Here is a 23,506-nt window from a genome sequence, read left to right on the forward strand (position 1 = left end):
GATGATCAGACCGTCAGTCGGATCAGGCTGCGGCGTCGAGCACTTGGAGAATAGCCTTGGCGGCGGCCGCAGGATCGTCAGCCTCGGTAATGGCCCGGACCACCACAACACGCGAGGCCCCGGCCTCCACCACCTGCTCCACGTTTGCGAGGTCGATGCCGCCAATGGCGAACCACGGCAGGAGTATGCCGTCAACAGTCATTCGGTCGGCTGCGCGGATCGCGTCTGCGGCATAACTGACGAGCTCAAGCCCGACGGCGGCCCGTCCGGGTTTAGTAGGAGTGGACCAGATCGGCCCGACACAAAAGTAGTCCAGGCCGCTTCTGCCTGGTGAAGCGGCGATGGCGGCATCGATTTCCCCTGGGGTGTGAGTGGAAAGGCCCATCACTGTTTCACTGCCGACGAACGTCCTTGCCGAATGCAGCGGCAGGTCCTTCTGGCCAAGGTGCAAGACCGGGGCGCCGGACAGTGACGCGATGTCAGCCCTGTCGTTGACTGCCCACAACCGTCCGTGCCGATGGGCGGCGGCTTGGAGTACTTCCAGCAGTTCCAGTTCCTCCGCCGCCTCCAGCTGCTTGTCCCGCAACTGGATGATGTCGACGCCCCCTGCGTAGGCGGCGTCGATGAAGTCCTCAAAGTCCCCCCGACCCTGGCGGGAGTCGGTGCAGAGGTACAAGCGGGCGGTGGTGTGGACGGCATGCTCGGTCATGGCACCAGCCTAGTTCCTCTAAACTGGGGGAGTACCGCGGGAGCCCGCCGCAGCTGTCACAAACTGCCGGGCTGAGAGGGCGTCAGAGCCGACCGCTTGACCTGATCCGGTTAGTACCGGCGTAGGGAAGGAATCCAGTGCTCTCCCACCCAGCACTCCCGCCGTCGTCCACTGGCACGATTTCCAGCAGCTCAAAGTCCAGCAGCTCAGAGTCCAGCAGCTCAATGCGTGAGCCCGCCTCCGGAACGGATATCAGCGTGGATGTCGCAGTCATTGGTGGCGGAGTGGTGGGCCACGCCATCGCATGGGAAGCGGCAAGGAGCGGGCGCTCCGTGGCCCTGGTTGACGATGCGCCCGGTTGTGGCGCAAGTTGGGCCGCCGCCGGGATGCTTGCCCCGGTCAGTGAACTGCACTACCAGGAAGAAGACCTGCTGGAACTCATGCTCGAGGCCTCGTCCCTCTGGCCGGAGTTCGCGGCCGGGCTTGCCCCTGACGTCGATCGCACCGATGAGGCGGCTGAAACGGCCGCAGGTACCGGATACATCACCACTCCCACGCTGGCCATCGGTGTTGATCCTGCAGACCGCCGGGCGCTGGACGATCTCAGGCGGGTCCAAGCAGCGAACGGGCTCTCGGTCGAGCAACTGACAGTTCGGGAGGCGCGCTCCATTGAGCCGTTGCTCAGTCCGGGGGTCTCCTGTGCCTATCGAATTGCCGCCGACCATCAGGTGGACCCTCGAAGGCTCCTGGCCCGGATTGCTGCAGCTCTTGTCAATGCCGAGCGCGCCGGGGGAACCTGCAAAATGATCCCGGCGAGGGCCTCCGGCCTGCAATGGGAAAGTGATCGCGTAGCCGGCGTCGTCCTGGACAACGGGATAGCCATTCATGCCGGCGAGACTGTCCTGGCCAACGGACTTGGAACCGGAAACCTGAATGGCCTTCCGCCGGGGCTAAATCTTCCCTTGCGGCCTGTGTACGGGGATATTATCCGGCTCCGCGTTCCGGCTCACCTCCAGCCGCTGTTGAGCTCCACTGTCCGGGGCCTGGTTCACGGCGTGCCGGTGTACATCGTTCCCAGGGATGACGGGACTGTAGTGATCGGAGCCACGCAACGGGAGGTAGCCCTGGAAGAAGATGCGGCAGAGGCAGTCTCCGCCGGAGGAATATACCAGCTGTTGCGGGACGCGCAGGCGCTTCTTCCGGCAGTAGCCGAATTGGAGCTGCTGGAATGCACCGCCCGGGGGAGGCCGGGAACTCCTGACAACGCGCCGCTGCTCGGCAGGGTGCAGGACCGGACAGGCGACTCCGACGTCCTGGGCCTTATTGTTGCGACAGGATTCTTCCGCCACGGCATACTGCTGGCTCCCGCCGCCGCGTCAATCTGCCTGCAGCTGATGGAGGGCAGGTCCGATCCCCGCTGGGCAGTTTTCCAACCCGGGCGATTCTCCCCGGGCTTCTCCGCCAGCCACATCCCGCGCCACCCCGATCCGGCAACAGCCGCTACCCCTCTCTGTAGTAAGGAACAGCATGAATATCACCCTTAATGGTGCGGAGCGTGCCATCGATGAAGGCACCTCGGTGACCACCCTGGTAGCCCTCGTAACAGGCAAAAGTCTTGGCCCCGACGGCCAGGCAGCTGACGGCCAGAAACTTGGCGTTGCGGTTGCCCGCAATTCCGAGGTGGTTCCCCGGAGCCGGTGGTCACTGACGGCGCTCGCTGACGGCGACGACGTCGAACTGGTCACTGCAGTTCAGGGAGGCTAGGCACGTGCACGAAGGCCCTACTCCAACAGGAAATGCAGGAAACATGACGCTGGCCACCACTTCCAGTCCGGCCGACAAGGCGACCGACGAGCTGACCATCGACGGCGTCGCGTTCAGTTCACGGCTCATCATGGGGACAGGCGGCGCTCCAAGCCTTGACGGGCTCGGCGCCGCCTTGCTGGCCTCGGGAACGGAACTGACCACAGTGGCAATGCGCCGGTACTCACCGGCGCAAACGGGTTCCCTCTTCCAGCTCCTCGTCGACCACAACATTCGGGTGCTGCCCAATACGGCGGGCTGCTTCACTGCCAGGGACGCCGTCATGACGGCCGAACTGGCCCGCGAGGCCCTTGAAACGGACTGGGTCAAACTGGAGGTCATAGCCGACGAACACACCCTCCTGCCCGACGCCGTGGAACTGGTCGAAGCGACTGAGCAGTTGGTAAATCGGGGGTTCAAAGTGTTTGCCTACACGAATGACGACCCCGTGCTTGCGCTGCGCCTCGAGAACCTCGGCGCCGTGGCAGTGATGCCTTTGGGCTCGCCGATCGGGACCGGACTGGGCATCCTGAATCCGCACAACATAGAGCTGATTGTTGCCAGAGCCTCCGTCCCGGTAGTGCTCGACGCCGGAATCGGCACCGCCTCGGATGCCGCACTGGCCATGGAGCTCGGCTGTGACGCCGTGCTGTTGGCTACCGCCGTCACGCGTGCCCAGAACCCGGTCCGGATGGGTGAGGCCTTCAAACACGCCGTCATCGCCGGTAGGCTGGCGAAAACCGCCGGCCGGATTCCGCGCCGTGAGCACGCCTTGGCGTCATCTGCCATGGAAGGCCGGGCCGAGTTCCTCTAGCCCGTTCTTCCGGGCCCGGCCGCCTGGCTCCGCTTTCCGGCACGGTCGACGGCGGACCTGTCCGCCTGCTATCAGTTCCAGGAGCGCGTCATGCCTGAACCAGTCGTACCCGAAAAGCCGGCCGTGCTGACCCGGCCGCAGATCGACGAAGCACTTGCCGGGTTGCCTGACTGGCGATACCGCCTCGGCGGCTTGGTGACGGTCTACAAACTGCCCACCGCCGCCAAAGCGCTGGACCTCATCGCCGCCGTCGGACGTTCCGCGGAGGAGCAGAACCATCACCCTGACCTCGATTGGCGGTTCAACAGGGTATTCATCCGCTTCACCTCCCATGACGCGGGAACCGAAGTCACCCAGCGGGATATCACCGCCGCAAAATCGGCGAGCTCAGAGGCGGAAGCGGCAGGCGCAACCCCCGAACCGGGCCTCTACAGAACCATCGAAGTCGCCATAGACACAGCCGATCCGGCCGAAATCTCTGAGGTGTGGCGCGTCGCGCTCGGTTACAAAAAGGGCCGCTACGGAGACCTGGTGGACCCCTATGGAAGGGGGCCCAGCCTCTGGTTCCAGAAGACGTCCACGCCAAGCCCGAACAGGCTTCATCTGGACATTCACCGGAGCAAGGAGGAATCCGGTGGTGTGCTGGAGAAGACCGCGGGGACCGGTGCCCTGATGGACTACGGCCACGCCCCTCATTGGGTTGTTGTGACTGACAGCCAGGGTAACCGGCTGTGCCTGTGCACGGAAGAGGGCCACGAGCCGGACCTGTGAGGCCGGCTGCAGCCCTACCCGTTGAGGGCATGAGCCCTCAAAGCCTGTTCCCTCAGAGCCTCAGAGCCTCAGTGCGGCAGTGAGGCGTGCGGTGTCGTGCCGGGCCCGGGTCTTCCCCAGGTAGATGGCAGCAGCCAGGGCGGCCGCCGTCCCCAGAACCATCGGAAGGATCCAGGGAATCCACGTGAGGCCCGGCTGGAAGCCGAAACCGGCAGTAATGAACAATATCCAGCTCAAAAGCCCTACCGCCGTTGCCACTCCCGCCGGCATCAGAATGCCGTATTTGGCATGCCTGCGGTCATTCGCCCAGATGATGAAGCCTGCAGCTACCGTCACGAAGGAGACGATGACGAGAGAAAGCATGTGGAACTCCTGCCAGGTTAGAGTGCGCCGAATCCGACCCTGCGGACTTCTTCCGCTCCGATTTCTACATAGCCAAGGGTGTTGGAGGGAATGATGACCAAACGGCCCTTGTCGTCTTTCAGCCTGAGCTCAGTGCCTTTGGAAATGGCTTCTGCAACAACCTTGGCGACCTCGTCAGCATCCTGAGCCGATTCCAGCACAATTTCCCGGCCGATGTTCTGAATGCCGATCTTTACTTCCACGCGAGGCCTCCCAGCCAATCAAAGTTAAAAAATTCCGAAGACAATTTCTATTTGTAGTCTAGGTCTCTTTGGGGAAGCGACTGATTCCGCGCCAAGCTAAACGGTAAATCAGGTCGCTGGCAACATCGAGGTCCAGGTTGCCGTCTGTTTCGAGCCAATAGCGTGCGCTGACCTGGGCCATTCCAGCAAGTGCACGGCCGAGCAGCTGTGCTTCAAGTGGCGGAAGTTTCGTGTCCTCGGCGATGACACGGGCAACGGCGTCGGCAAAGGTCTTGTTGAAGGTTTCAAGCCTGGAACTGACATCCGGATCATTGATGAGGTCGGATTCGAAAACCAAGCGGTGAGCCTGGTCATCATTCGCAATAAACCGGAAGTAGGCTCGCATCACTGCCTGGACACGTTCGTCGTTGTCCGTGGTGGAGTTCAGGGCGCCGAGCAGCAGTTCTGTCAGTGCGGTCAGGTGGCTGTCCAGCAGGGCGAGATACAGTTCCCGCTTGGAAGGGAAGTGTTGGTAGAGCACCGGCTTGCTGACGCGGGCCGTCTCGGCGATCTCGTCCATGGCAGCCCCGTGGTAGCCGTTGGCAACAAAGACCTCCTGGGCTGCAGACAGCAACTGGGCCCGGCGTTCATCACGGGGTAGCCGCGCCGAGCGGGAACCGGAAGTACGCGCCTGCCCGCCAAGGGGCTTTCCGTCCTGAACCCGGTCGACGGGTGCATGATGAGCCACTTTTTGGCCTTCCTTCCCTTGCAGTTACCTCTACTTTACGCGGGGGTAACATGACCTGACGGCATCTTCGGCATACATTGAAGTATGGCTTCCATGATCTCCACAACAGCTGCCCCTACGGCCATCGGACCTTTGGTGGAACCGGCGGAAGGGCTGAGCCCCCAGGAGGTGGAGAGATACTCCCGGCATCTCATCATTCCCGAGATCGGGACAATGGGCCAACGGCGGCTCAAAAACGCAAAAGTGCTGGTCATAGGTGCCGGAGGACTTGGTTCGCCTGCCCTGCTGTATCTGGCTGCTGCCGGGGTGGGGACGCTGGGGATCGTTGACGACGACGTCGTGGATCTCAGCAATCTTCAACGCCAGGTCATCCATGGAGTAGCGGACGTCGGCAGGCCGAAGATTGAGTCGGCGCGGGATGCTGTCGCGGCCCTGAATCCTCTGGTTGATGTCAGGCTCCACAACGTCCGGCTGGATGCGTCCAACGCCCTTGAACTTTTCGCGGACTACGACCTCATCCTGGACGGTGCCGATAACTTCGCCACGCGTTACCTCGTCAATGACGCTGCCGCCATCCTCGGCAAGCCTTATGTTTGGGGCTCCATTTTCAGGTTTGACGGCCAGGTCAGCGTCTTCTGGGAAAAATATGGCCCCACCTACCGTGATCTCTATCCGGAGGCGCCGCCTGCCGGATCTGTTCCCTCCTGCGCGGAGGGGGGAGTGTTCGGCATGCTGTGCGCGGCTGTGGGCTCCCTGATGGTGACGGAGGCAGTGAAGCTCATCACCGGCGTCGGACGTTCCCTGCTGGGGCGGGTGGCCCTCTTTGACGCCCTGGGTGGAAGCTGGCGCGAGATCAAGGTTTCCAAGGATCCTGCGGCCGAGCCCATCACGGGGCTGACTGACTATGAGGCCTTCTGCGGGATCCTCCCGGCGTCATCCACAGCGAACGAGAACACTGTCACCGCCAAGCAGCTGGCCACAATGCTGGCCGCACGCAAGGCCGGCCTTAAGGAGTTCGACCTCGTGGACGTCCGCGAATCAGGGGAGCACGACATCGTCAGCATCGATGGATCAGTGCTCATCCCGCAGGGCAGGATCCTCGCCGGTGAGGCGTGGTCAGAACTGCCCCAGGACCGTGACATTGTGTTCCACTGCAAAGCCGGAAGCCGCTCAGCCGCTGTACTGGCTGCAGCGAAAAAGGCGGGGTACGAACGGGTAAGCCATCTCGACGGCGGCATTCTCGCCTGGGTTAAGGACGTGGAGCCGGGTAAGCCCGTCTACTAGGCGGACTGGCGGCTGTCAGGCGGACTCGCGCCTGTCCTCGATGGAGATATTAGTGTGGTCCACCGGGCACTCTGCCTCGGCGTCTGAAGCCTGCAGTGGGGCTGGCACTGGTCCCTGGACCGGTGCGGCTGGCTGGTCCACGCTGATGCCGTAGAGGGCTTCGAGGGCGGCAACATACTCGTCCTGTTGGCCGTTGGCAGCGAGTTCGCGGGCCCGGACCGTGGGGACGTGGAGCAACTGCTTGACCATGCGGCGGAGGGCAAACTCCACCTCTTCGGCAGCTGCCGTACAGCCGTGGCGGGCGCGTACCTTTTCCATCTCGGCGTCGAGGACGTTCATCGTGTGGCGGCGCAGCGCAACGATGGCTGAATCGACCGACCGGGCCTCGCGCTCCTGCTCGAATGCTTTGGCTGCTGCCGTAACGATGCTGCTGGCCTGTGAGAGTGACTCGGCCTGCTCCTGCGGGGCTGCGAGTCTTACGGATTCAAGCGTCAGCAGTTCCACGCCGTCGAGCTCTCCCACGGCAGGGTCAAAATCATGGGTCAGGGCGAGGTCGATCGCAATCAGCGGCTGTGGAGAGTCAGCACGGACACGCGCCAGCTCCTCGGCTTCCACCCGGGTATCTGATCCGCTGCAGCCGATCATGACGTCCGCGGCGGCGACCGCCACAGGAAGGGATTCCTCGTCCAACGCCACACCCCCGCGAGTGGCGACAAAACCTGCGGCACGGCCTGAGGAGGAAAAGACGGAAACGTCTGTGCAGCCGCGCTCACGCAAAAGGGACATCGTGGCTCCCGCGTAGGCGCCGGTTCCGAAGATTACGGCCTTCTTGGTTGCCCAATCAGCGTTTTCGGAAAGATCCGCAGCCAGGTCGAGGGCAACGGAAACGATGGATAGCCCCCGCGATCCGAGTGCGGTCTGGGCACCGACGTCCTTGGCGGTTTTGGAGGCGGCCTGGAACAAGCGGACCAGCCCTGAGCTTGCGGTTCCCTCATGCTGCGCCTGGATGAGGGCACGGCGGACCTGGCCGGCAATTTCGCGTTCTCCCACGACGGCGGAATCCAGTCCGGAGCTGACCGCAAAGAGGTGCTTGGTCACTTCAGTTCCGGTGCGTGTGCTGAATGACCTGGACACGAGTTGCTCACTGAGTCCGCTGCTTCCGCTGATCTGTGCCACGAGGGCAGCACGGGCGGCCTCAACATCATCCGCATGGACGGCTTCGCCATAAATCTCGAAGCGGTTGCAGGTGGCAAGGACTATCGCACCCGTGACTTCCGGCGATCCGGAGAGTGCGGATGTAGCGAGCTCTGAAGCGCCGGTGCTCAACTGAGCAACGGTTTCAAGGTCGATGTCGGCGTGTGTAGCCACCAATGAAAAAAGAACCACAGCAGCACAATCATAGCTTTTTCGTGCCCGTGTAGAACAACTCCGTGAAGTGGAGTGCAGCACCGCCCCTTGTGATCCCCGCCACCATGTATTGCCGGCGTCAACAGATGACAAGCTGTCGTTATCTTTTAGGACGGAATTTGGGCACAATCGAAGGCATGATCTCTAGCGCTGCAACTTCAGACGGCACGGCATCCAACGGTACGGTGGGCAACACCCACCCGGGCAGCCTCGACTCAGGCCACCCCTTAATGGATGGGCGCACATCGGACTCGCCCCTCATTACCGCCTACCGCGGCGGGAAGCCGTCGAGGCGCCCCGTGTGGTTCATGCGCCAGGCTGGCCGGTCGCTGCCCGAATACCTGAAAGTCCGCGAGGGCGTCGCGATGCTTGAGTCCTGCCTGCGGCCAGAGCTTGCCTCTGAAATCACACTGCAGCCGGTGCGGCGCCATGACGTGGATGCCGCCATTTTCTTTTCGGACATCGTCATTCCCCTCAAGCTTGCCGGCGTCGGCGTCGATATTGTCCCGGGGGTTGGCCCCGTGCTGGACAAGCCGGTACGGACGGCAGCGGACGTAGCTGCGCTGCCCAAGCTGACCTGGGAATCGCTGGAGCCGATCCGGGAAGCAGTACGCCTTACGGTGGCCCAGTTGGGCAAGACCCCTCTGATCGGATTCGCAGGTGCGCCGTTCACGCTCGCTGCCTACATGGTGGAGGGCAAGCCGTCCCGGGATCACCTGGGCCCGCGCACCATGATGCACGCTGACCCGGAAACGTGGCAGGCTCTGGCCAACTGGGCAGCCGACGCCTCGGGCCTTTTCCTGAGGGCGCAGTTGGAAGCCGGGGCTTCCGCCGGCCAGCTCTTCGATTCCTGGGCCGGTTCCCTTGGCCTTGCCGACTACCAACGTTTTGTTGCTCCGGCCTCCGCCCGCGCCCTGGACCACGTGCGGCATCTTGGCGCACCCCTCATCCACTTCGGCACCGGAACCTCCGAACTCCTGGTGGCCATGCGCGACGTCGGCGTCGACGTCGTCGGGGTGGACTACCGCCTGCCGCTGGACGAGGCAAACCGCCGCCTGGGCGGAACAGTACCTTTGCAGGGCAACATCGACCCTGCGCTTCTCTCGGCTCCGTGGCCCGTGCTGGAAGCCCACGTCCGCGAAGTCATCGATGCCGGTTCGGCCGCACCTGGCCACGTGCTGAATCTGGGACACGGCGTACCGCCGGAAACCGATCCCGCCGTCCTGACCCGCGTCGTCGAACTTATTCATTCGATTTCCCCTGAATAAGGCCGTGGCAGCAGCTCAAGTAATCCGTTCCAACCGGACTGCGGTGGTGGTAGGCGGTGGAATGTCCGGGCTCCTGGCCGCGCGCGAACTCGCCGGGGCGGGCTTCCAGGTGACAGTGCTGGAAGCCAGTGATTCATGGGGTGGTTGTGTCGGCAGCCATGTTGTCTCAGGGCTGAAACTGGACAGCGGCGCGGAATCATTTGCTACCCGTTCCTCGGCGGTGGCAGACCTGGCCGCAGAGCTGGGCTTGGCCGGAAACATTGTTTCGCCTGATCCGTCGGGTGCCTGGGTGCAGTTGCCCGATGGTCCTCGCGAACTTCCAAAGACGGGGATCCTCGGCATTCCGGCGTCCCCTTGGGATCCGGAGGTCCGGAGGTCCCTTGGATTGCTTGGCGCCATCCGTGCATCTTTGGACAGGTGGCTGCCTGCGACAGTGGGAACCTCGAAGGACGTTGCCAGTGTCTCCTCCTTGGTGCGGGCGCGGATGGGCCGTAGAGTACTGCGACGGCTGGTGGAGCCTGTCGTGGGAGGCGTCCACTCCGCGGATCCAGGGTTGCTCGACGTCGATGTGGTGGCCCCAGGCCTCCGCGAAGGTGTCCGCAAACACGGTTCGCTGGCGGCTGCTGTGGCTGCCCAGCGCAAGTCAGGCCCTACAGGGGGCCGCGTGAAAGCCGGGTCCGCCGTGGCAGGGCTCAAAGACGGAATGCATACCCTGGTGGCGGCTCTTGTCGAGGATCTTCAAGGCAGGGGCGTGCACCTGGAAGCCGGCGTGCGCGCTGATGCAGTGACACGCACTTCGGTGGGTTGGTTCGTTTCCGGGTCGGGCCGCGCCTTTGACTGCGAAGTCCTCGTGGTTGCCCTTGATGGTCCGTCGGCAGTGTCACTCCTGGAAGATGCTCTTCCTGCCTTGGCAAGCCACAGGCCTGCGAAGGGCCCGGACATCCGGCTGGTGTCCTTGGTGCTTGATTTTCCCGAACTGGACAGCAAACCCAGGGGCACCGGCATCCTGGTGGCACCGCAGACACCCGGAATTCAAGCCAAGGCGCTCACGCATGCAACCGCTAAATGGGAGTGGCTGGCAGCCAAGGCCGGTCCCGGGACCCATGTTCTCAGGTTGTCCTATGGCCGCAGCGGGGATGCGTCTGACGATGCTGCCCTGGATGCGTCTGATGGCAGGGGGGAGGCCGGAACCGATCAACAGTTGTTGAAGGCAGCCCTTGCTGATGCGTCTGCCCTGCTGGAGGTACACCTCAGCGAAACTGACGTGGTGGGCTGGGACGTCGTGCGTTGGCCCGGCTCGCTGCCGTTCGCTTCGGTGGGCCACAAGCAGAGGGTTGACGCCATCAGGTCCATCTGTGCCGCAACCGGGAACCTGGCCGTTGTTGGCGGCTGGCTTTCAGGCAACGGCCTTGCGGCGGTTGTTGCGGATACTCCCAGGCAGGTCCGGGCCCTGCTGTCCTGAAGCAAGGGGTGTGCTGAAGCAGGGAAAGTCCCTCGCTGCGAGGTTGGAATCCCGCCGTCTCCCATGATTATCGGATCACTCCCGATTCCCATAGTCCAGCTTCAGTCGTTAGGGTCGTTAACTATGGTTATTCAGAGGTCCATCATTTTCAGGACGCTGACTGGTTTCCATGGGGGTCTTCGACGCGGTACGGCAGCAGCCTCGCTCGGAGCGGTTCTGGTTTTCGTCGCAGGCACGCCTGCCTCCAACGCGGTCGTCGCGGTCCCGGCGACCCAGTCTTCGGCAATATCTTCTGCTCCAACCGAGTCGCCCACACTGACGACTGATTCCTCGGACACTCAGCTTCCGGCCGACGCCAAGGGTACTCCCGCGCCGCCATCTTCACAGGAGCCGAAGCGTGGCAAACCCGTGACGGTACCGGCTGAATCCCCGACGGCGGAGCCTGCCCCTCCGGCCGCTGAACCTGTTCAACCTGACCCTGACGGTGCCGCCGCTGTTTCTGGCGCTACTGAGGAGGCCATGTCCTCCCCGTCGCCTGCTGATTCCGTTTACGGCCAGGCCTCTCAGAATCGTTCTTATGGAGAGGTCCAGGCACAAGGCAACAGCGTAAAGCAGCCCATGAAGCAGGTCTCCAACGTTGACCAGGCCGAAGCTTCCCGACTGCTTTGGTGTGGCGTTGCGCTGGTTCTTTTAGCCGGCGTTTCGGCTGTCATTTATTACAGGTTACGCAGGGCATAAAAGCGCAAAAAGCGGCCAGTTTGTGATTTGCGCCACTTCTACACGCCGTAGAAGTAATCGGTTTCGACTTAGGCGGCAGCAGGGGGCAGACTTGTACCCATGAGCCACACTTCTGCCGAATCTGTCACCAAAACCGAAGAATCAACAGAGCAGTTTTTCACTCTCTGGACGGTATTCAAGCGCTCTGCGGACGTCCTGCGCAGCGGTGACGCTGCCTCCGACTTCGAAGCTCTTGTTGCGCGACTTGGTGAAGACGGTGTGACGCTGCGCGGAAGCTACGATGTGTCCGCCATGCGCGCAGAAGCAGACGTTATGGTGTGGCTCCATGGGTCCAGTCCCGAAGCGCTGCAGCAGGGCGTGCGGGCAATCCGTCGCAGCAAGCTCTTCGCCGGTACGGAAATCGCCTGGTCGGCCATGGGTGTGCACCGTGAAGCTGAATTCGCCAAAAATCACACCCCTGCTTTCTCCCGTGGTGTGGAGCCTGCTGAGTGGCTCTGCGTCTACCCGTTCGTCCGCTCCTACGAGTGGTACCTGCTGCCCGACGCCGAGCGCGGCAAGATGCTGCGGGACCACGGAATGCTCGGACGTGAATTTCCGCAGGTCATCTCCAACACGGTCTCCTCCTTCGCTCTAGGTGACTGGGAATGGATTCTCGGCCTCGAGGCTCCGGAGCTTGTTGACCTCGTGGACCTTATGCGCCACTTGCGCGCTACTGAAGCACGTAATCACGTCCGCGAGGAAATCCCCTTCTACACCGGACGGCGGATTTCCCCTGCAGAGATTGCCGAGGTCCTTTCGTGAACCCGCTTGATCCCCGGGATGAGTTGACGGCAGTGAATGTTGTTACTGAAGCGGGCCGGATGGGACCCAAAGAGTACGACGGCGTACTGCTCGCCTCGTTCGGTGGCCCTGAAGGGCAAGACGACGTCATCCCGTTCCTTCGCAATGTCACGCGTGGACGCGGAATTCCCGACGAGCGGCTCGAGGAAGTGTCACATCATTACCGGGCCAACGGCGGAATCAGCCCGATCAACCAGCAAAACCGTGAACTCAAAGCCGCATTGGAGGCGGAACTGGCTGCCCGAGGCATCAGCCTTCCGGTGATCTGGGGGAACCGAAACTGGGATCCGTACATTCCGGAGACTCTGCAGAATGCGTACGACGCCGGCCACCGCCGGCTGCTGATGATCACCACCAGCGCCTACTCGTCTTACTCGAGCTGCCGCCAGTACCGTGAGGACATCGGCATCGCCCTGACGGAATCCGGCCTGGACGGCAAGCTTGAAGTGGATAAGGTCCGCCAGTACTTTGACCACCCAGGGTTTGTTGAACCTTTTATCGAAGGAACAGCCGCCGGGCTCGCAGATGTCCAGGCGCAGCTGGCTGCCGCCGGAACCCCGGACGCTCCCATCCATATCCTGTTCGCCACGCACTCCATCCCCACCCGCGACGCCGAGGCTTCCGGCCGCTCTGTCGACGAGCCCCGTCACTTTGCCGAAGATTCCGCCTATGTGGCGCAGCACCTGGCAACGGGTGCAGAAGTGATGCGCCGGATGGAATCGCAGAGCGCACAAACGGCGACCTGGTCGCTCGTCTATCAGTCCCGCTCAGGCGCTCCCCATGTTCCCTGGCTGGAGCCTGACATCAACGACGCCATCGAAGAACTCGCCGCACAGGGAGTCAAGGGCGTAGTGATCGTGCCTCTTGGCTTCGTGAGTGACCACATGGAAGTGGTCTGGGACCTCGACACTGAAGCCTTGGAGACATGTTCCAATCTGGGGATAGCGGCCAAGCGTGTTCCGACGCCGGGTACCCACCGGAAGTTCGTCACAGGTCTCGTTGATCTGATTTGTGAGCGAACTGCACGCAACAACATCAAGGACCGTCCCGCCCTCACGCAGCTGGGCCCCTGGTACGACGTATGCCGGCCTGGCTGCTGTGCCAACTTCCGCGGCGAGAAGCCGACCATCGCGGGAGCTGACACCAGAGTGGGTATGGGACACGACCCTTACCCTTCAGAGCGGGTTGCCCCATGACAGTACGGATTGGTACAAGGGCCAGCAAACTGGCCCTCACCCAGACGCAGCAGACAGCAGACCAGCTCGCCGCCGTCGGGGGATTTACCGTGGAGCTCGTGCACATCAAGACCGAGGGCGACGTCCTGACGGGCTCGCTGTCCCAGATGGGTGGAACCGGTGTCTTCGTAGCCGCCTTGCGTGATGCCCTCCTCCGGGAAGCCTGCGATGTGGCCGTGCACTCCCTCAAGGACCTGCCCACGGGAGGCACTCCCGGGCTGGCTCTCGCTGCCACTCCCAAGCGCGTGGACGTCCGGGATGTCCTGTGCGCCCGCGACGGTCTCAAACTGGCTGATCTGCCCAGGGGGGCCAGCGTCGGAACAGGCTCCCCTCGTCGAGCCGCCCAACTTCGCGTTGCCCGGCCTGATCTTCAGATCGTGGACATCCGCGGCAACGTCGATACCCGTTTGGGTCGTGTTCCGGGCTTGCCGGGAAACACCACTGACGCCGTCGTCAGTGGGAAGTCCTGCGATCTCGACGCCGTCGTCCTGGCTGCCGCGGGCCTGGAAAGAATCGGCAGGCTGGACGCGGTCAGTGAATTCCTCGAGACGGACGTTATGCTTCCAGCCGCAGGGCAGGGGGCGCTGGCCATTGAATGCCGTATCGCCGACGCTCCACCAAGGCCGGGCTCCAACGATGGATCGCGAGGGGTGCTGGCCCAGTCACTCGCGGCACTCGACGACGTCGACACGCGCCTTGCGGTGACGGCCGAACGTGCCCTGCTCGCCCGGCTGGAAGCCGGTTGTGCGGCTCCAGTAGGGGCCTACGCCTACCGCAAGGGAAGCATGCTGTACCTGGAGGCTGTGGTGTGCGCCGTGGACGGCACCGCAACAGTACGGGATCAACGGGCCACCGATGGATTGACTGAAGTAGGAGCCACGCTCCTGGGCATCGAACTCGCCGAAATACTGCTGGGCCGGGGCGCAGCCGATATCGCCGATCTGGCTGCTTCCTGAGCCGGACGGCATCCAGCAGAATGGGACGGCACAGCGCGGAGTCCACGCCAGGCAGCGTACTTGGCGCGGGTTCGGGCCCACGGCTGCTCGAAGGAGCGCGGATCCTGATTACCCGCAGCGCAGAGCGTGCGGAACCCCTGGCCGCCGCCCTGCGGGATCTTGGTGCCGAGCCTCTGGTGCTGCCCCTGATTGATTTTGAACTGGCCAGCGACCAGCACTCACTTGACGTAGCGTTCGACGCGCTGGGCGCCGGAGCTTACCAATGGCTTGTTATCACGAGCACGACGACAGTATGGGCCCTGGAGATCAAGGCCGCGGAGCGTGGGACCGACCTTCGTCGCTGGCTTCCGGGGTCCGTGCGGGTTGCCACTGTCGGTACCCGGTCCCGCGACGTCCTGCGCGCCAGCGGGCTCCACGTGGATCTCTGGCCAGAGGAGGATCAGCAGTCCGCGTCAGGGCTGTTGGACATCTGGCCTCCGAACCAAGGCATGGTGTTCCTGCCGCAGGCTGACCTTGCCGATCCGGGACTTTCCCGGGGGATACAGTCGCGGGGGGCGAGTGTGCAGGCAGTGACTGCATACCGGACCGTAAACTACCCTGCAGACCCCAGCCGTTCCCTGGCGGCAAGGGTTGGCATAGACGCAAGGCTTGGCTCAGAAAGGTTCGGCCCGGACGTAGGCGTTGGCGCACGTGCAGGGGAATCCGGACCGCCTTCAGCCGCCGCACTGACCCCGGCTGCGGCCAAAGCCCAGTTGGCCGCGGGCAGGCTCCACGTGGTGGTAGCTGCTTCGCCGAGCGCCGTGGAGCGCATCCACTCAATCCTGCGGCCGCTGGGTGATTGCCGTCTGGTAGCGATTGGACAGTCCACAGCCGCCCAGGCGGACTCTATGGGGCTGCCCGTCGCAGCCACGGCAAGTACCCCTACCACCGAGGGCCTGGTTCAAGCCATCATGGATGCCCTCTCCCCAGACTTCCCCCACTGACCGTTCTCCCATGACATCGCACTCCATGACATTGCACCATCAGACCGCCCGCAGCCAGGACACGTGAAGGACCACACCATGAGCTTCCCGAATCAACGACCACGTCGGCTGCGCACCACACCCGCCATGCGAAGGATGACGGCTGAACACCGTCTCGCGCCGGCCGAACTCATCCTTCCGGCGTTCATCAGGGAGGGGCTGTCAGAGCCCAACCCCATCGCGTCCATGCCGGGAGTGGTGCAGCACACCACCGACTCCCTCAAACGGGCAGCGGCCGAAGCAGCAGACCTGGGGCTGGGAGGCATCATGCTCTTCGGTATCCCATCGGTACGGGACGCAGAGGGAAGTGCGTCGCTGGACCCGGACGGCGTCCTCAACAAGGCGATCCGTGATGTCAGGTCTGAAGTGGGCGACGAACTGGTGGTCATGAGCGACGTCTGCCTTGACGAATTTACCGACCACGGACATTGCGGTGTCCTGGACGCCGACGGCTATGTCGATAATGACGCAACGCTGGACATCTACGCCAGGATGGCGGTGGCCCAGGCCGACGCCGGCGCCCACATGCTCGGGCCCTCGGGAATGATGGACGGGCAGGTTGCGGCCATCCGCGAGGCTCTGGAGACGGCCGGACACAGCAATACTGCTGTAGTGGCCTATGCTGCCAAATATGCCTCCGCCTTCTACGGGCCGTTCCGCGAGGCGGTGGACTCGCAGCTCAAGGGAGACCGCCGAACGTACCAGATGGATGCGGCCAACCGCCGGGAAGCCATCCGCGAGGTGGAGCTGGACCTGGCTGAAGGGGCTGACATCGTGATGGTGAAGCCCGCCATGAGCTACTTGGACATCCTTGCCGACGTGGCTGCAATGAGCCCGGTGCCCGTCGCCGCCTATCAGATCTCGGGGGAGTACTCGATGATTGAAGCGGCAGCAGCGAATGGCTGGATCGACCGGCAGGCGGCCATCCTGGAGTCAGTGCTGGGTATCAAGCGCGCCGGAGCAAACATGGTTTTGACCTACTGGGCGGCGGAGCTCGCAGGCTGGCTGAAGGAATCACGATGACCACCGACAAGGCTGATCCGACGGCCCCTGTCGGGCCGGAGCGGATTCTCCTGGGGCTGAACACCTTCGGTGATGTTGGGGCCTACCCCGACGGTCACCCGGTTCCGCACGCACAAGTGCTGCGGCAGGTGCTGGAACAAGCGGAACTCGCGGACGCCGTCGGACTTCATGCCTTCGGAGTGGGAGAGCACCACCGCAAGGATTTCGCTGTCTCGGCCCCCGAAGTCTTCCTTGCCGCCGCTGCTGCCCGAACGAAGCAGATCAGGCTTGGATCGGCCGTGACCGTCCTGAGCTCTGATGACCCGATCAGGGTCTTCCAGCGTTTCTCGACAGTAGACGCCATCTCCAACGGGCGGGCTGAAGTGATGTTGGGCCGGGGCTCCTTCATCGAGTCCTTCCCCCTCTTCGGACTGGATCTTGCTGACTACGACATCCTCTTCGAAGAAAAAGTGGGGCTCTTCGACAAGGTCCGTTCACAGGAACCGGTTCACTGGGAGGGGCGGACCAGGCCTCCTGTTAAGGGCCTCAGCGTCTACCCACCGCTTGAGCATCATCTCCTGCCGACCTGGATCGGGGTCGGTGGCACACCCGAATCCGTCCTTCGCTGCGCAGAATACGGTTATCCGATCATCTTCGCCATCATTGGCGGTGAGCCCCGTTCATTCGCTCCGCTGGTTGGCCTATACCGGGAGGCAATGGCCAAGTACGGGCATCCCATGCGGCAAATCGCCACGCACTCGCCCGGCCACGTCGCCGGCACAGATGAAGAAGCGCGGGACGAGTACTTTCCGCACTGGCTGGAACTCCGTAACCGCATTGGCTCAGAGCGTGGCTGGGGACCGGGAAGCCGCCGGGAGTTTGACGCCATGTGTACGCCCGAAGGTGCCTTGTATGTGGGCTCTCCCGAGACCGTGGCCCAGAAGATCGCCCTGCTGAAAAGGAACCTTGGGGTGGACCGCTTCGACCTCAAGTACAGCAGCGGTTCTTTGCCGCACCCGGCCATGATGCGCTCGATTGAACTGTTCGGCACAGTTGTGGCTCCCAGAGTGGCCGAACTCCTTACCAAGGCTGCAGCGGCAAACTCTCCGGCTCCGCAGCAGACGAACCAGTAACGCCGAACCTGCTGCCCTGAACTGAAAGAATAGGACCCATGATTTCCAGCACTCCTCGCAACGAGGCACTCTTTGACCGCGCCCGGCAGCTCATGCCTGGCGGTGTGAATTCTCCTGTCCGGGCGTTTGGATCGGTGGGTGGCACACCGCGCTTTATGGTCTCGGCACAGGGTCCCTACCTGACCGACGCAGACGGCAACGAGTATGTGGACCTGGTCTGCTCCTGGGGACCGGCACTTCTGGGCCACGCCCACCCTGCGGTTCTCGAGGCCGTCCACGCCGCGGTGGACCGGGGACTGTCCTTCGGCGCATCGACGCCGGATGAAGCGAACCTCGCAGCGATCGTCAAGGAACGTGTGTCCGCGGTGGAGCGCGTGAGGATGGTGTCGACCGGCACCGAGGCCACCATGACTGCCATCCGGCTGGCCCGCGGATTTACAGGCCGCAACCTGGTGATCAAATTTGCGGGCTGCTACCACGGGCACCTTGACGGACTGCTGGCTGCGGCAGGTTCGGGACTGGCGACGCTCGCCCTGCCTGGATCAGCAGGCGTGACGGCCGCAACGGCAGCCGAAACCCTGGTCCTGCCGTACAACGATCTTGAAGCCGTCGAGGCTGCCTTTGCCAAGCACGGTCCGAACATCGCGGCTGTGATCACTGAGGCGGCGCCGGCCAACATGGGCGTGGTGACTCCCGGACCCGGATTCAATGAGGGTCTCTCCCGGATCACCACCCAACACGGGGCGCTGCTGATCCTCGATGAGGTCCTCACAGGCTTCCGCACCGGGTATTCCGGGTACTGGGGCCTTACCGGCGGCGCAGCGGGAGCGGTCGAGCCTTGGAGCCCGGACCTGCTGACCTTCGGAAAAGTGATCGGCGGAGGAATGCCGACGGCGGCGCTGGGCGGCCGCGCCGAGGTCATGGACTATCTCGCTCCTACAGGTCCCGTCTACCAGGCAGGTACGCTCTCCGGCAATCCCGTCGCGATGGCCGCGGGAGTTGCCACCCTGACCCACGCGACGGCAGACGTTTACTCCTTTGTGGATGCGCGCTCGCTGGAGCTTTCTGCGGCCCTGACCTCGGCCTTGGATGCGGCGGGAGTGGACCACTCCATACAACGCGCCGGGAATCTGTTCTCGCTGGCCTTTGGCACGTCAGCGAATGGAGTCAGCAACTACGAGGAGGCGCAGGCGCAGGAATCGTTCCGCTACGCCCCCTTCTTCCACTCAATGCTGGATTCGGGGGTCTACCTGCCGCCGTCAGTCTTTGAGGCTTGGTTCCTTTCAGCTGCGCATGACGACACAGCCATGAACAGGATCTTCGACGCGCTTCCTGCAGCTGCCCGGGCGGCTGCAGCAGCGAAGGCCCCCATCAGCCTCAACGTCTAGGTTCCGTCCGAAGTAGTGGCTCTTAAAAGCCTTTGGCACCCGCTGTAGCGGGTGCCAAAGGCTTTTAACGTGGGTAGCTCAAAGGCCAGCGCCTCAGAAGGCCGACGTCACGTCCCCGTTAGGCCATTCCTTCTCGATGAAGGCCTTCACCTCGGGGGAGTGCAGGAGTTCATCGAGCTTCTTGATGCGTGCGTCATCCTTGGACTCCGCGCGCCACGCGAGGAAGTTGGCGTACGGGTTGCTGTCCGTGGATTCGACAGCCAGGGCGTCCTTCGTGCTGAGCCCGGCCTTGAGGATGAAGTTGCCGTTGATCAGGGCCAGATCCACCGACGGATCCTTGAGGTCGTTGATCAGCAGTTCCGGCTGGTTTTCCGAGAACTTCAGCTTCTTCGGGTTCTGGGCATCCGTCAAAGTCAACACAGAGGAGTCGTCCTTGATGTCTTCGACCAAGCCGGCAACCTGCAGGACCTTGAGTGCGCGTACCTGGTTGGACGGGTCGTTGGTGATGGCAACCTTGGCGCCGTCGCCGACGTCCTTGACGTCCTTGACCTTTTCCGAGAAGGCGGCGTACGGCTCTATGTGGACGCCTTCACCGTGGGCGAAGTCATAACCCTTGGTTTTCACCTGGTCCTCGTACCACGGCAGGTGCTGGTAGAAGTTGGTGTCCAGGGAGCCATCGCTCAACGCGGTGTTGGGGGTCTGGTAGTCCTCGATTTCCTTGATGTCCAGCTTGAGGCCGGCCTTGGGAGCGAGTTCGGTATTCACGAATTCGAGGATCTTGGCGTGCGGGACGGGGCTTGCTCCGACCGTCAGCGTGACCGGGTTTGCCGGGTCAAGTTCCTTGACCTCGGAGCTGGAAGTGGTTGAACCGCCGCAAGCGGTCAACGCCAATGCTGTGGCGATCCCTGACGCCAGGAGGGTGAGTGACTTACGCATTTGATGCGTTCCTTTCGAATAGCTGGGAGCACGCAGGCAGGGCTGTTACCGACATGGCGCTCCGGCATAAATGCAGCCGGTGATTACCGCTGCAGTGATCTTGGAGGGCCTAGCGGTGATCGAGGCTGCGGGCGATCCATTCGCCCAGGAGCTGGATGATCTGCACCAGGACGATGATGAGGACGATAGTGACGACCATGACTGTGACGTCGAAGCGCTGGAAACCGTAGTTGTATGCCAGTTTGCCGAGTCCGCCGCCGCCTACCAGACCAGCCATCGCGGAATACCCCACGAGGGTGACAACAGTGGTGGTGGCCGCGGCCACGAGTGCCGGAAGCGATTCGCGCAGCATTACTTTGTTGATGACCTGCATGGTGGTGGATCCCATAACCTGGGCAGCATCAATTTTTCCGATGTGGACGTCGCGCAGGCAGGTTTCACCCAAGCGGGCAAAAAACGGAATCGTACCGATGGACAGAGACACGGATGCCGCCACCGGGCCCAGGCTGGTACCGGTCAGCAGCCGGGCAAGCGGGATAAGCGCCACCATCAGGATCGCGAACGGGATGGAACGTGTGATATTGACGATGACGTCACTCATGACCCGGTTCGTGACGGGCATGGGACGCAGGCCGCCCGGGGCGGTCACGTGCAGGAAGACACCAAGGGGCAGGCCAATCAGCACGGTGAAGAATGCTGAGATTCCCACCATCTGGAGTGTTTCCACGATGGCCTCCGGAAGTGCCTTCGCGAGTACAGGGTTGCCGAAGATTTCGTTCACTTCTTCTCTCCTGTCGCCAGGTACTGCACCGGGGATTCGGGAGCAGGGGCGTCGGAAGTGGCGCGCTTGGCGCTGATCCCGCGGGCGTGCAGATAGTCCAGTACGGCTTCGAAGTCAGCATTCCGGTCAAGCTGCACGCGGAGGTGCCCGAACTGCTGGCCTCCCAACGTCTCAACACTGCCGGCGAGGACGTTCAGGTCGATGTCGAAATGCCGTGCGACGCCGGTGATCACGGGTTCCTTGGCACTGTCTCCGGCGAAGAGGATTTCCAGTACAGGTCCATCCTCAAGGGAACCGTGGAGGGATTCCGACGGCGGCAGCGGCAGGAGCGCACGCGCCAGCTTGCTTTCCAGATCGCCGGCGACGTCCTGCAGGGCGCCATGCTCAATGATGCGGCCCTTGAAAAGCAATGACACTGAATCGCACACGCGCTTAACCACATTCATCTCGTGGGTGATGATCAGTACGGTCAGTTGCAGCCGCGTGGTGAGGTCCTGAATAAGGTCCAGAATCTCGTCCGTCGTGGCGGGATCGAGCGCAGAGGTTGGCTCATCGCACAATAGGACGTCGGGGTCCGAAGCCAGTGCGCGGGCGATGCCGACACGTTGGCGCTGGCCACCGGAAAGCTGCGACGGGTAGGCGTTCTCGAACCCCTCGAGCCCCACGAGCTTCAGGAGTCCGGCAACCTTGGCCTGGGCTTGGTCCTTGGGCGTCTTGACGAGCTCCAGGGGGTGCGCCACGTTGCCGGCCGCCGTGCGGGAGTCCATAAGGTTTGCATGTTGGAACACCATGCCGATCCGTCGTCGCGCCGTCCGGATCTCGGAGTCCTTTACGGAGCTCAACTCGGTGCCGTCAATGCTGACTGAGCCGGACGTTGGACGGTCCAGGAGGGTCAGGCAGCGCACAAGGGTTGATTTTCCGGCGCCGGAATGGCCAATGATGCCATGGATGGACCCTTTGGGAACGGAAAGGGTGACGCCGTCGAGGGCAACCACTTCCTTTTTCCCCTGGCGGTAGACCTTACGAAGGTCGGTAACTGTGATCATTTATCCTCAGGCGGTAGGGCTTGAGCAGGACATAGCACAAGCTCGCTTCTGCACTAAATTATGTCAGCGGGCCTGTAGGGGAGTCGATTCCGCATAAAATTCGGTGATGCAGGTCATTGCCCGCATAAGCGACGCCTACTCGGCTCATGCCACCTTGGAGGGTCCGTGGATTGCGACCATGGCTGAATTGTTGGGAGCCAAAACTGCTGTAGTCAGAGCAGCATGAGGCTGTGATATCTGTCCCATAGAAACCCCCCAGCTACCTGAAACCTGGCCTACGGTTGCGGGCTAGAAGTCCCCGCGGCTGGCATCCTCGGGCGGAAGAACGGGCCACTCGCCTTCAATGACTGCTGCCGGTTTTGTCTTCCGCAGGTAGGTCTGGAAGTCGGTCGCCTGAGTGGCTGCCCAGTCCACTTGGAGCTGATGCAGTTGACTGGCCGCCATCCTGAGTTTGGGAAACTTGCCCGCCATGGCATCGAGGACGCGGAGGGTAGCAAGGGCATCGGCTGCCGAGGTATGGGCATTGTCCAGGTTCACCCCGTACTCCTCGCAGAGGGCTGTCAGCGTGCGCTTACCCTTCCGGTAGCGGTCTACCTGCTTATTCATAATGAAGGGATCCAGCACCGGGAAACGCGTGAGTTGCGGAACGCCATAGCGTGCAGATTCTGCAGCAAGCACCGTGAAGTCGTAGCTGGCGTTGAAAGCGATGACCGGAACGCCGTCGTTAAAAAGCTCCCGAAGCACGGCCGCAAGCTCACGGGTGACTTCCGGTGCCGGCCGGCCCTCAGCCCGGGCGCGCTCCGTGGTAACACCGTGTACCTCGCTGGCCTCTGCCGGAATCTCCACACCAGGGTCAGCCAGCCATTCGTGCTCCCTGACGACTTCGCCATCGCCATCCACGAGCGTAACTGAGGCTGTCACAATCCTTGCCGCACGTGAGTTCCGACCAGTGGTTTCAAGATCGAAGGCGGCGCGGGGGCGGGTGTTCCAGGTGGTCATGCCATTACGCTACCTGCCGGCACCGACAATATTTGGCGTGCCGCGCCGGGCGACGGAACCCGATCCCGCAGCCGGCAGCAGCTAGTCTGGACGCCATGCGGACAGAGTATGTGGAGGCTGTCATCGCCCTCGTGGAACTCGTGCCGGCAGGCCGTGTGCTGGCATACGGTGATGTATCGGAGTTGCTGGGCTCAGGCGGTCCGCGACAAGTCGGAGCGGTGATGAGTCACCATGGCAACCCGGTTCCCTGGTGGAGGATCCTTCGGGCCAGCGGCGAAGCACCTCCCGGACTCGAAGGTAAAGCCCTCCGGCACTACGTCAAAGAGCGGACCCCGCTACGCGGGGATGTCGAGGAGTATCTGCGGACGGGTGAGGGACGCTGGCGGGTGGATCTCAAGGCCGCGCGCTGGGCGCCTTCCGACAATGACTTTGACCGAATAGACGACATTGCCCGGCGCCTTGAGAGCCGACTTCACGAATTGTCAGTGGCGGATGATGGAATGTCTGGGTGACGGCAACTATCCACGACCAGCAATCCGCCTCATCTCCCTCACCCGGACGTCAACCAACGGATGCCGGC

25 protein-coding genes and 1 riboswitch are annotated in these 23,506 nt (G+C 62.8%); of the genes, 16 read left to right on the plus strand and 9 right to left on the minus strand.

Annotated features, from left to right (window positions below; translation table 11 throughout):
- Window positions 1-22 precede the first annotated feature (22 nt).
- Complete coding sequence (gene thiE / locus MU551_RS08320; protein ID WP_247042457.1) at window positions 23-709, minus strand: thiamine phosphate synthase; 687 nt, start codon at window positions 707-709, stop codon at window positions 23-25.
- 26 nt (window positions 710-735) lie between these two features.
- Window positions 736-855: riboswitch (TPP riboswitch) on the plus strand.
- Between the two features lie 78 nt (window positions 856-933).
- Here thiE and thiO point away from each other — a divergent pair.
- From thiO to MU551_RS08340, 4 genes are all read left to right on the plus strand, one after another.
- Window positions 934-2,253 carry a glycine oxidase ThiO gene (thiO, locus tag MU551_RS08325; RefSeq protein WP_247043119.1) on the plus strand — a complete coding sequence of 440 codons (1,320 nt, stop codon included), beginning with the start codon at window positions 934-936 and terminating at the stop codon, window positions 2,251-2,253.
- The gene (gene thiS / locus MU551_RS08330) at window positions 2,237-2,473 is read left to right on the plus strand and encodes a sulfur carrier protein ThiS (RefSeq protein WP_247042459.1); all 237 of its coding nucleotides are present in this window, start codon (window positions 2,237-2,239) and stop codon (window positions 2,471-2,473) included. The genes thiO and thiS overlap by 17 nt, the downstream gene beginning before the upstream one ends.
- Before the next feature lie 43 nt (window positions 2,474-2,516).
- Window positions 2,517-3,326 (plus strand): thiazole synthase, encoded by an 810-nt coding sequence (locus tag MU551_RS08335; RefSeq protein WP_281507009.1) that lies wholly within the window; start codon window positions 2,517-2,519, stop codon window positions 3,324-3,326.
- A 90-nt stretch (window positions 3,327-3,416) separates the two neighbouring features.
- Window positions 3,417-4,097, plus strand: coding sequence for a 4a-hydroxytetrahydrobiopterin dehydratase (locus tag MU551_RS08340; protein ID WP_247042461.1), 681 nt, complete (start codon window positions 3,417-3,419; stop codon window positions 4,095-4,097).
- Window positions 4,098-4,157: 60 nt separating this feature from the next.
- Here the strand turns inward: MU551_RS08340 and MU551_RS08345 are convergent, their stop codons facing one another.
- From MU551_RS08345 to MU551_RS08355, 3 genes are read right to left on the minus strand one after another with little or no spacing between them, the layout of a single operon-like run.
- Window positions 4,158-4,460 (minus strand): hypothetical protein, encoded by a 303-nt coding sequence (locus MU551_RS08345; RefSeq protein ID WP_247042463.1) that lies wholly within the window; start codon window positions 4,458-4,460, stop codon window positions 4,158-4,160.
- A 17-nt stretch (window positions 4,461-4,477) separates the two neighbouring features.
- The gene (locus MU551_RS08350; protein WP_247042468.1) at window positions 4,478-4,702 is read right to left on the minus strand and encodes a DUF3107 domain-containing protein; all 225 of its coding nucleotides are present in this window, start codon (window positions 4,700-4,702) and stop codon (window positions 4,478-4,480) included.
- A gap of 58 nt (window positions 4,703-4,760) precedes the next feature.
- On the minus strand, window positions 4,761-5,429 hold the full coding sequence (locus tag MU551_RS08355; RefSeq protein WP_247042469.1) for a TetR/AcrR family transcriptional regulator: 669 nt from the start codon (window positions 5,427-5,429) through the stop codon (window positions 4,761-4,763).
- 93 nt (window positions 5,430-5,522) lie between these two features.
- Here MU551_RS08355 and moeB point away from each other — a divergent pair, with 93 nt between their 5' ends.
- Window positions 5,523-6,713: a molybdopterin-synthase adenylyltransferase MoeB gene (moeB, locus tag MU551_RS08360; RefSeq protein ID WP_372489819.1), complete on the plus strand. Its 1,191-nt coding sequence runs from the start codon at window positions 5,523-5,525 to the stop codon at window positions 6,711-6,713.
- A 15-nt stretch (window positions 6,714-6,728) separates the two neighbouring features.
- Here the strand turns inward: moeB and MU551_RS08365 are convergent, their stop codons facing one another.
- Complete coding sequence (locus MU551_RS08365) at window positions 6,729-8,099, minus strand: glutamyl-tRNA reductase (RefSeq protein WP_247042471.1); 1,371 nt, start codon at window positions 8,097-8,099, stop codon at window positions 6,729-6,731.
- A 158-nt stretch (window positions 8,100-8,257) separates the two neighbouring features.
- Here MU551_RS08365 and hemE point away from each other — a divergent pair, with 158 nt between their 5' ends.
- From hemE to hemL, 10 genes are all read left to right on the plus strand, one after another.
- Window positions 8,258-9,388 carry a uroporphyrinogen decarboxylase gene (gene hemE, locus MU551_RS08370; RefSeq protein ID WP_247042472.1) on the plus strand — a complete coding sequence of 377 codons (1,131 nt, stop codon included), beginning with the start codon at window positions 8,258-8,260 and terminating at the stop codon, window positions 9,386-9,388.
- A gap of 61 nt (window positions 9,389-9,449) precedes the next feature.
- Complete coding sequence (locus MU551_RS08375; protein ID WP_247043138.1) at window positions 9,450-10,850, plus strand: protoporphyrinogen/coproporphyrinogen oxidase; 1,401 nt, start codon at window positions 9,450-9,452, stop codon at window positions 10,848-10,850.
- A gap of 123 nt (window positions 10,851-10,973) precedes the next feature.
- A complete protein-coding gene (locus tag MU551_RS08380; RefSeq protein ID WP_247042475.1) occupies window positions 10,974-11,588 on the plus strand; it encodes a hypothetical protein in 615 nt (204 codons plus the stop codon).
- 99 nt (window positions 11,589-11,687) lie between these two features.
- Window positions 11,688-12,389, plus strand: coding sequence for a hydrogen peroxide-dependent heme synthase (gene hemQ / locus MU551_RS08385; protein WP_247042476.1), 702 nt, complete (start codon window positions 11,688-11,690; stop codon window positions 12,387-12,389).
- Entirely contained in the window at window positions 12,386-13,624 is a 1,239-nt protein-coding gene (locus MU551_RS08390; RefSeq protein ID WP_247042477.1) for a ferrochelatase, read from the plus strand. Before hemQ ends, MU551_RS08390 begins: the two co-directional genes overlap by 4 nt.
- Window positions 13,621-14,619: a hydroxymethylbilane synthase gene (hemC, locus tag MU551_RS08395; RefSeq protein WP_247042479.1), complete on the plus strand. Its 999-nt coding sequence runs from the start codon at window positions 13,621-13,623 to the stop codon at window positions 14,617-14,619. The genes MU551_RS08390 and hemC overlap by 4 nt, the downstream gene beginning before the upstream one ends.
- A gap of 20 nt (window positions 14,620-14,639) precedes the next feature.
- Window positions 14,640-15,602, plus strand: coding sequence for a uroporphyrinogen-III synthase (locus MU551_RS08400; RefSeq protein ID WP_247042481.1), 963 nt, complete (start codon window positions 14,640-14,642; stop codon window positions 15,600-15,602).
- Window positions 15,603-15,680: 78 nt separating this feature from the next.
- Window positions 15,681-16,664, plus strand: a complete 984-nt coding sequence (gene hemB, locus MU551_RS08405; protein ID WP_247042484.1) for a porphobilinogen synthase — start codon at window positions 15,681-15,683, stop codon at window positions 16,662-16,664.
- Window positions 16,661-17,776, plus strand: a complete 1,116-nt coding sequence (locus MU551_RS08410) for an LLM class flavin-dependent oxidoreductase (RefSeq protein ID WP_247042486.1) — start codon at window positions 16,661-16,663, stop codon at window positions 17,774-17,776. The genes hemB and MU551_RS08410 overlap by 4 nt, the downstream gene beginning before the upstream one ends.
- 38 nt (window positions 17,777-17,814) lie before the next feature.
- On the plus strand, window positions 17,815-19,164 hold the full coding sequence (gene hemL, locus MU551_RS08415; RefSeq protein ID WP_247042487.1) for a glutamate-1-semialdehyde 2,1-aminomutase: 1,350 nt from the start codon (window positions 17,815-17,817) through the stop codon (window positions 19,162-19,164).
- Window positions 19,165-19,257: 93 nt separating this feature from the next.
- On the opposite strand, the gene MU551_RS08420 is transcribed toward hemL, so the two are convergent.
- The 4 genes from MU551_RS08420 to MU551_RS08435 form a co-directional block, all read right to left on the minus strand.
- Window positions 19,258-20,100, minus strand: coding sequence for a MetQ/NlpA family ABC transporter substrate-binding protein (locus tag MU551_RS08420; RefSeq protein ID WP_247042488.1), 843 nt, complete (start codon window positions 20,098-20,100; stop codon window positions 19,258-19,260).
- A 109-nt stretch (window positions 20,101-20,209) separates the two neighbouring features.
- Window positions 20,210-20,881: a methionine ABC transporter permease gene (locus tag MU551_RS08425; protein ID WP_247042489.1), complete on the minus strand. Its 672-nt coding sequence runs from the start codon at window positions 20,879-20,881 to the stop codon at window positions 20,210-20,212.
- Window positions 20,878-21,927, minus strand: a complete 1,050-nt coding sequence (locus tag MU551_RS08430) for a methionine ABC transporter ATP-binding protein (protein ID WP_247042490.1) — start codon at window positions 21,925-21,927, stop codon at window positions 20,878-20,880. The genes MU551_RS08425 and MU551_RS08430 overlap by 4 nt, the downstream gene beginning before the upstream one ends.
- A 288-nt stretch (window positions 21,928-22,215) precedes the next feature.
- Entirely contained in the window at window positions 22,216-22,926 is a 711-nt protein-coding gene (locus tag MU551_RS08435) for a 3'-5' exonuclease (protein WP_247042491.1), read from the minus strand.
- A gap of 95 nt (window positions 22,927-23,021) precedes the next feature.
- Between MU551_RS08435 and MU551_RS08440 the strand changes: the two genes are divergently transcribed.
- Window positions 23,022-23,438 carry an MGMT family protein gene (locus MU551_RS08440; protein ID WP_247042493.1) on the plus strand — a complete coding sequence of 139 codons (417 nt, stop codon included), beginning with the start codon at window positions 23,022-23,024 and terminating at the stop codon, window positions 23,436-23,438.
- Window positions 23,439-23,506: the final 68 nt, after the last annotated feature.

Source organism: Arthrobacter rhizosphaerae, assembly GCF_023062595.1.
Taxonomy (GTDB): Bacteria; Actinomycetota; Actinomycetes; order Actinomycetales; family Micrococcaceae; genus Arthrobacter; species Arthrobacter rhizosphaerae.

What these genes read in the sequence shown, in the direction of transcription:
- MU551_RS08380 (WP_247042475.1), top strand. Translation starts at nt 10,974, where the DNA reads ATGGTTATTCAGAGGTCCATCATTTTCAGGACGCTGACTGGTTTCCAT.
- MU551_RS08430 (WP_247042490.1), bottom strand. Translation starts at nt 21,927, where the DNA reads ATGATCACAGTTACCGACCTTCGTAAGGTCTACCGCCAGGGGAAAAAG.
- hemL (WP_247042487.1), top strand. Translation starts at nt 17,815, where the DNA reads ATGATTTCCAGCACTCCTCGCAACGAGGCACTCTTTGACCGCGCCCGG.
- MU551_RS08375 (WP_247043138.1), top strand. Translation starts at nt 9,450, where the DNA reads ATGTCCGGGCTCCTGGCCGCGCGCGAACTCGCCGGGGCGGGCTTCCAG.
- hemC (WP_247042479.1), top strand. Translation starts at nt 13,621, where the DNA reads ATGACAGTACGGATTGGTACAAGGGCCAGCAAACTGGCCCTCACCCAG.
- MU551_RS08340 (WP_247042461.1), top strand. Translation starts at nt 3,417, where the DNA reads ATGCCTGAACCAGTCGTACCCGAAAAGCCGGCCGTGCTGACCCGGCCG.
- MU551_RS08420 (WP_247042488.1), bottom strand. Translation starts at nt 20,100, where the DNA reads ATGCGTAAGTCACTCACCCTCCTGGCGTCAGGGATCGCCACAGCATTG.
- MU551_RS08440 (WP_247042493.1), top strand. Translation starts at nt 23,022, where the DNA reads ATGCGGACAGAGTATGTGGAGGCTGTCATCGCCCTCGTGGAACTCGTG.
- MU551_RS08410 (WP_247042486.1), top strand. Translation starts at nt 16,661, where the DNA reads ATGACCACCGACAAGGCTGATCCGACGGCCCCTGTCGGGCCGGAGCGG.
- MU551_RS08435 (WP_247042491.1), bottom strand. Translation starts at nt 22,926, where the DNA reads ATGACCACCTGGAACACCCGCCCCCGCGCCGCCTTCGATCTTGAAACC.
- MU551_RS08345 (WP_247042463.1), bottom strand. Translation starts at nt 4,460, where the DNA reads ATGCTTTCTCTCGTCATCGTCTCCTTCGTGACGGTAGCTGCAGGCTTC.
- hemB (WP_247042484.1), top strand. Translation starts at nt 15,681, where the DNA reads ATGAGCTTCCCGAATCAACGACCACGTCGGCTGCGCACCACACCCGCC.
- thiS (WP_247042459.1), top strand. Translation starts at nt 2,237, where the DNA reads ATGAATATCACCCTTAATGGTGCGGAGCGTGCCATCGATGAAGGCACC.
- thiO (WP_247043119.1), top strand. Translation starts at nt 934, where the DNA reads ATGCGTGAGCCCGCCTCCGGAACGGATATCAGCGTGGATGTCGCAGTC.
- MU551_RS08400 (WP_247042481.1), top strand. Translation starts at nt 14,640, where the DNA reads ATGGGACGGCACAGCGCGGAGTCCACGCCAGGCAGCGTACTTGGCGCG.
- hemQ (WP_247042476.1), top strand. Translation starts at nt 11,688, where the DNA reads ATGAGCCACACTTCTGCCGAATCTGTCACCAAAACCGAAGAATCAACA.
- hemE (WP_247042472.1), top strand. Translation starts at nt 8,258, where the DNA reads ATGATCTCTAGCGCTGCAACTTCAGACGGCACGGCATCCAACGGTACG.
- MU551_RS08335 (WP_281507009.1), top strand. Translation starts at nt 2,517, where the DNA reads ATGACGCTGGCCACCACTTCCAGTCCGGCCGACAAGGCGACCGACGAG.
- moeB (WP_372489819.1), top strand. Translation starts at nt 5,523, where the DNA reads ATGATCTCCACAACAGCTGCCCCTACGGCCATCGGACCTTTGGTGGAA.
- thiE (WP_247042457.1), bottom strand. Translation starts at nt 709, where the DNA reads ATGACCGAGCATGCCGTCCACACCACCGCCCGCTTGTACCTCTGCACC.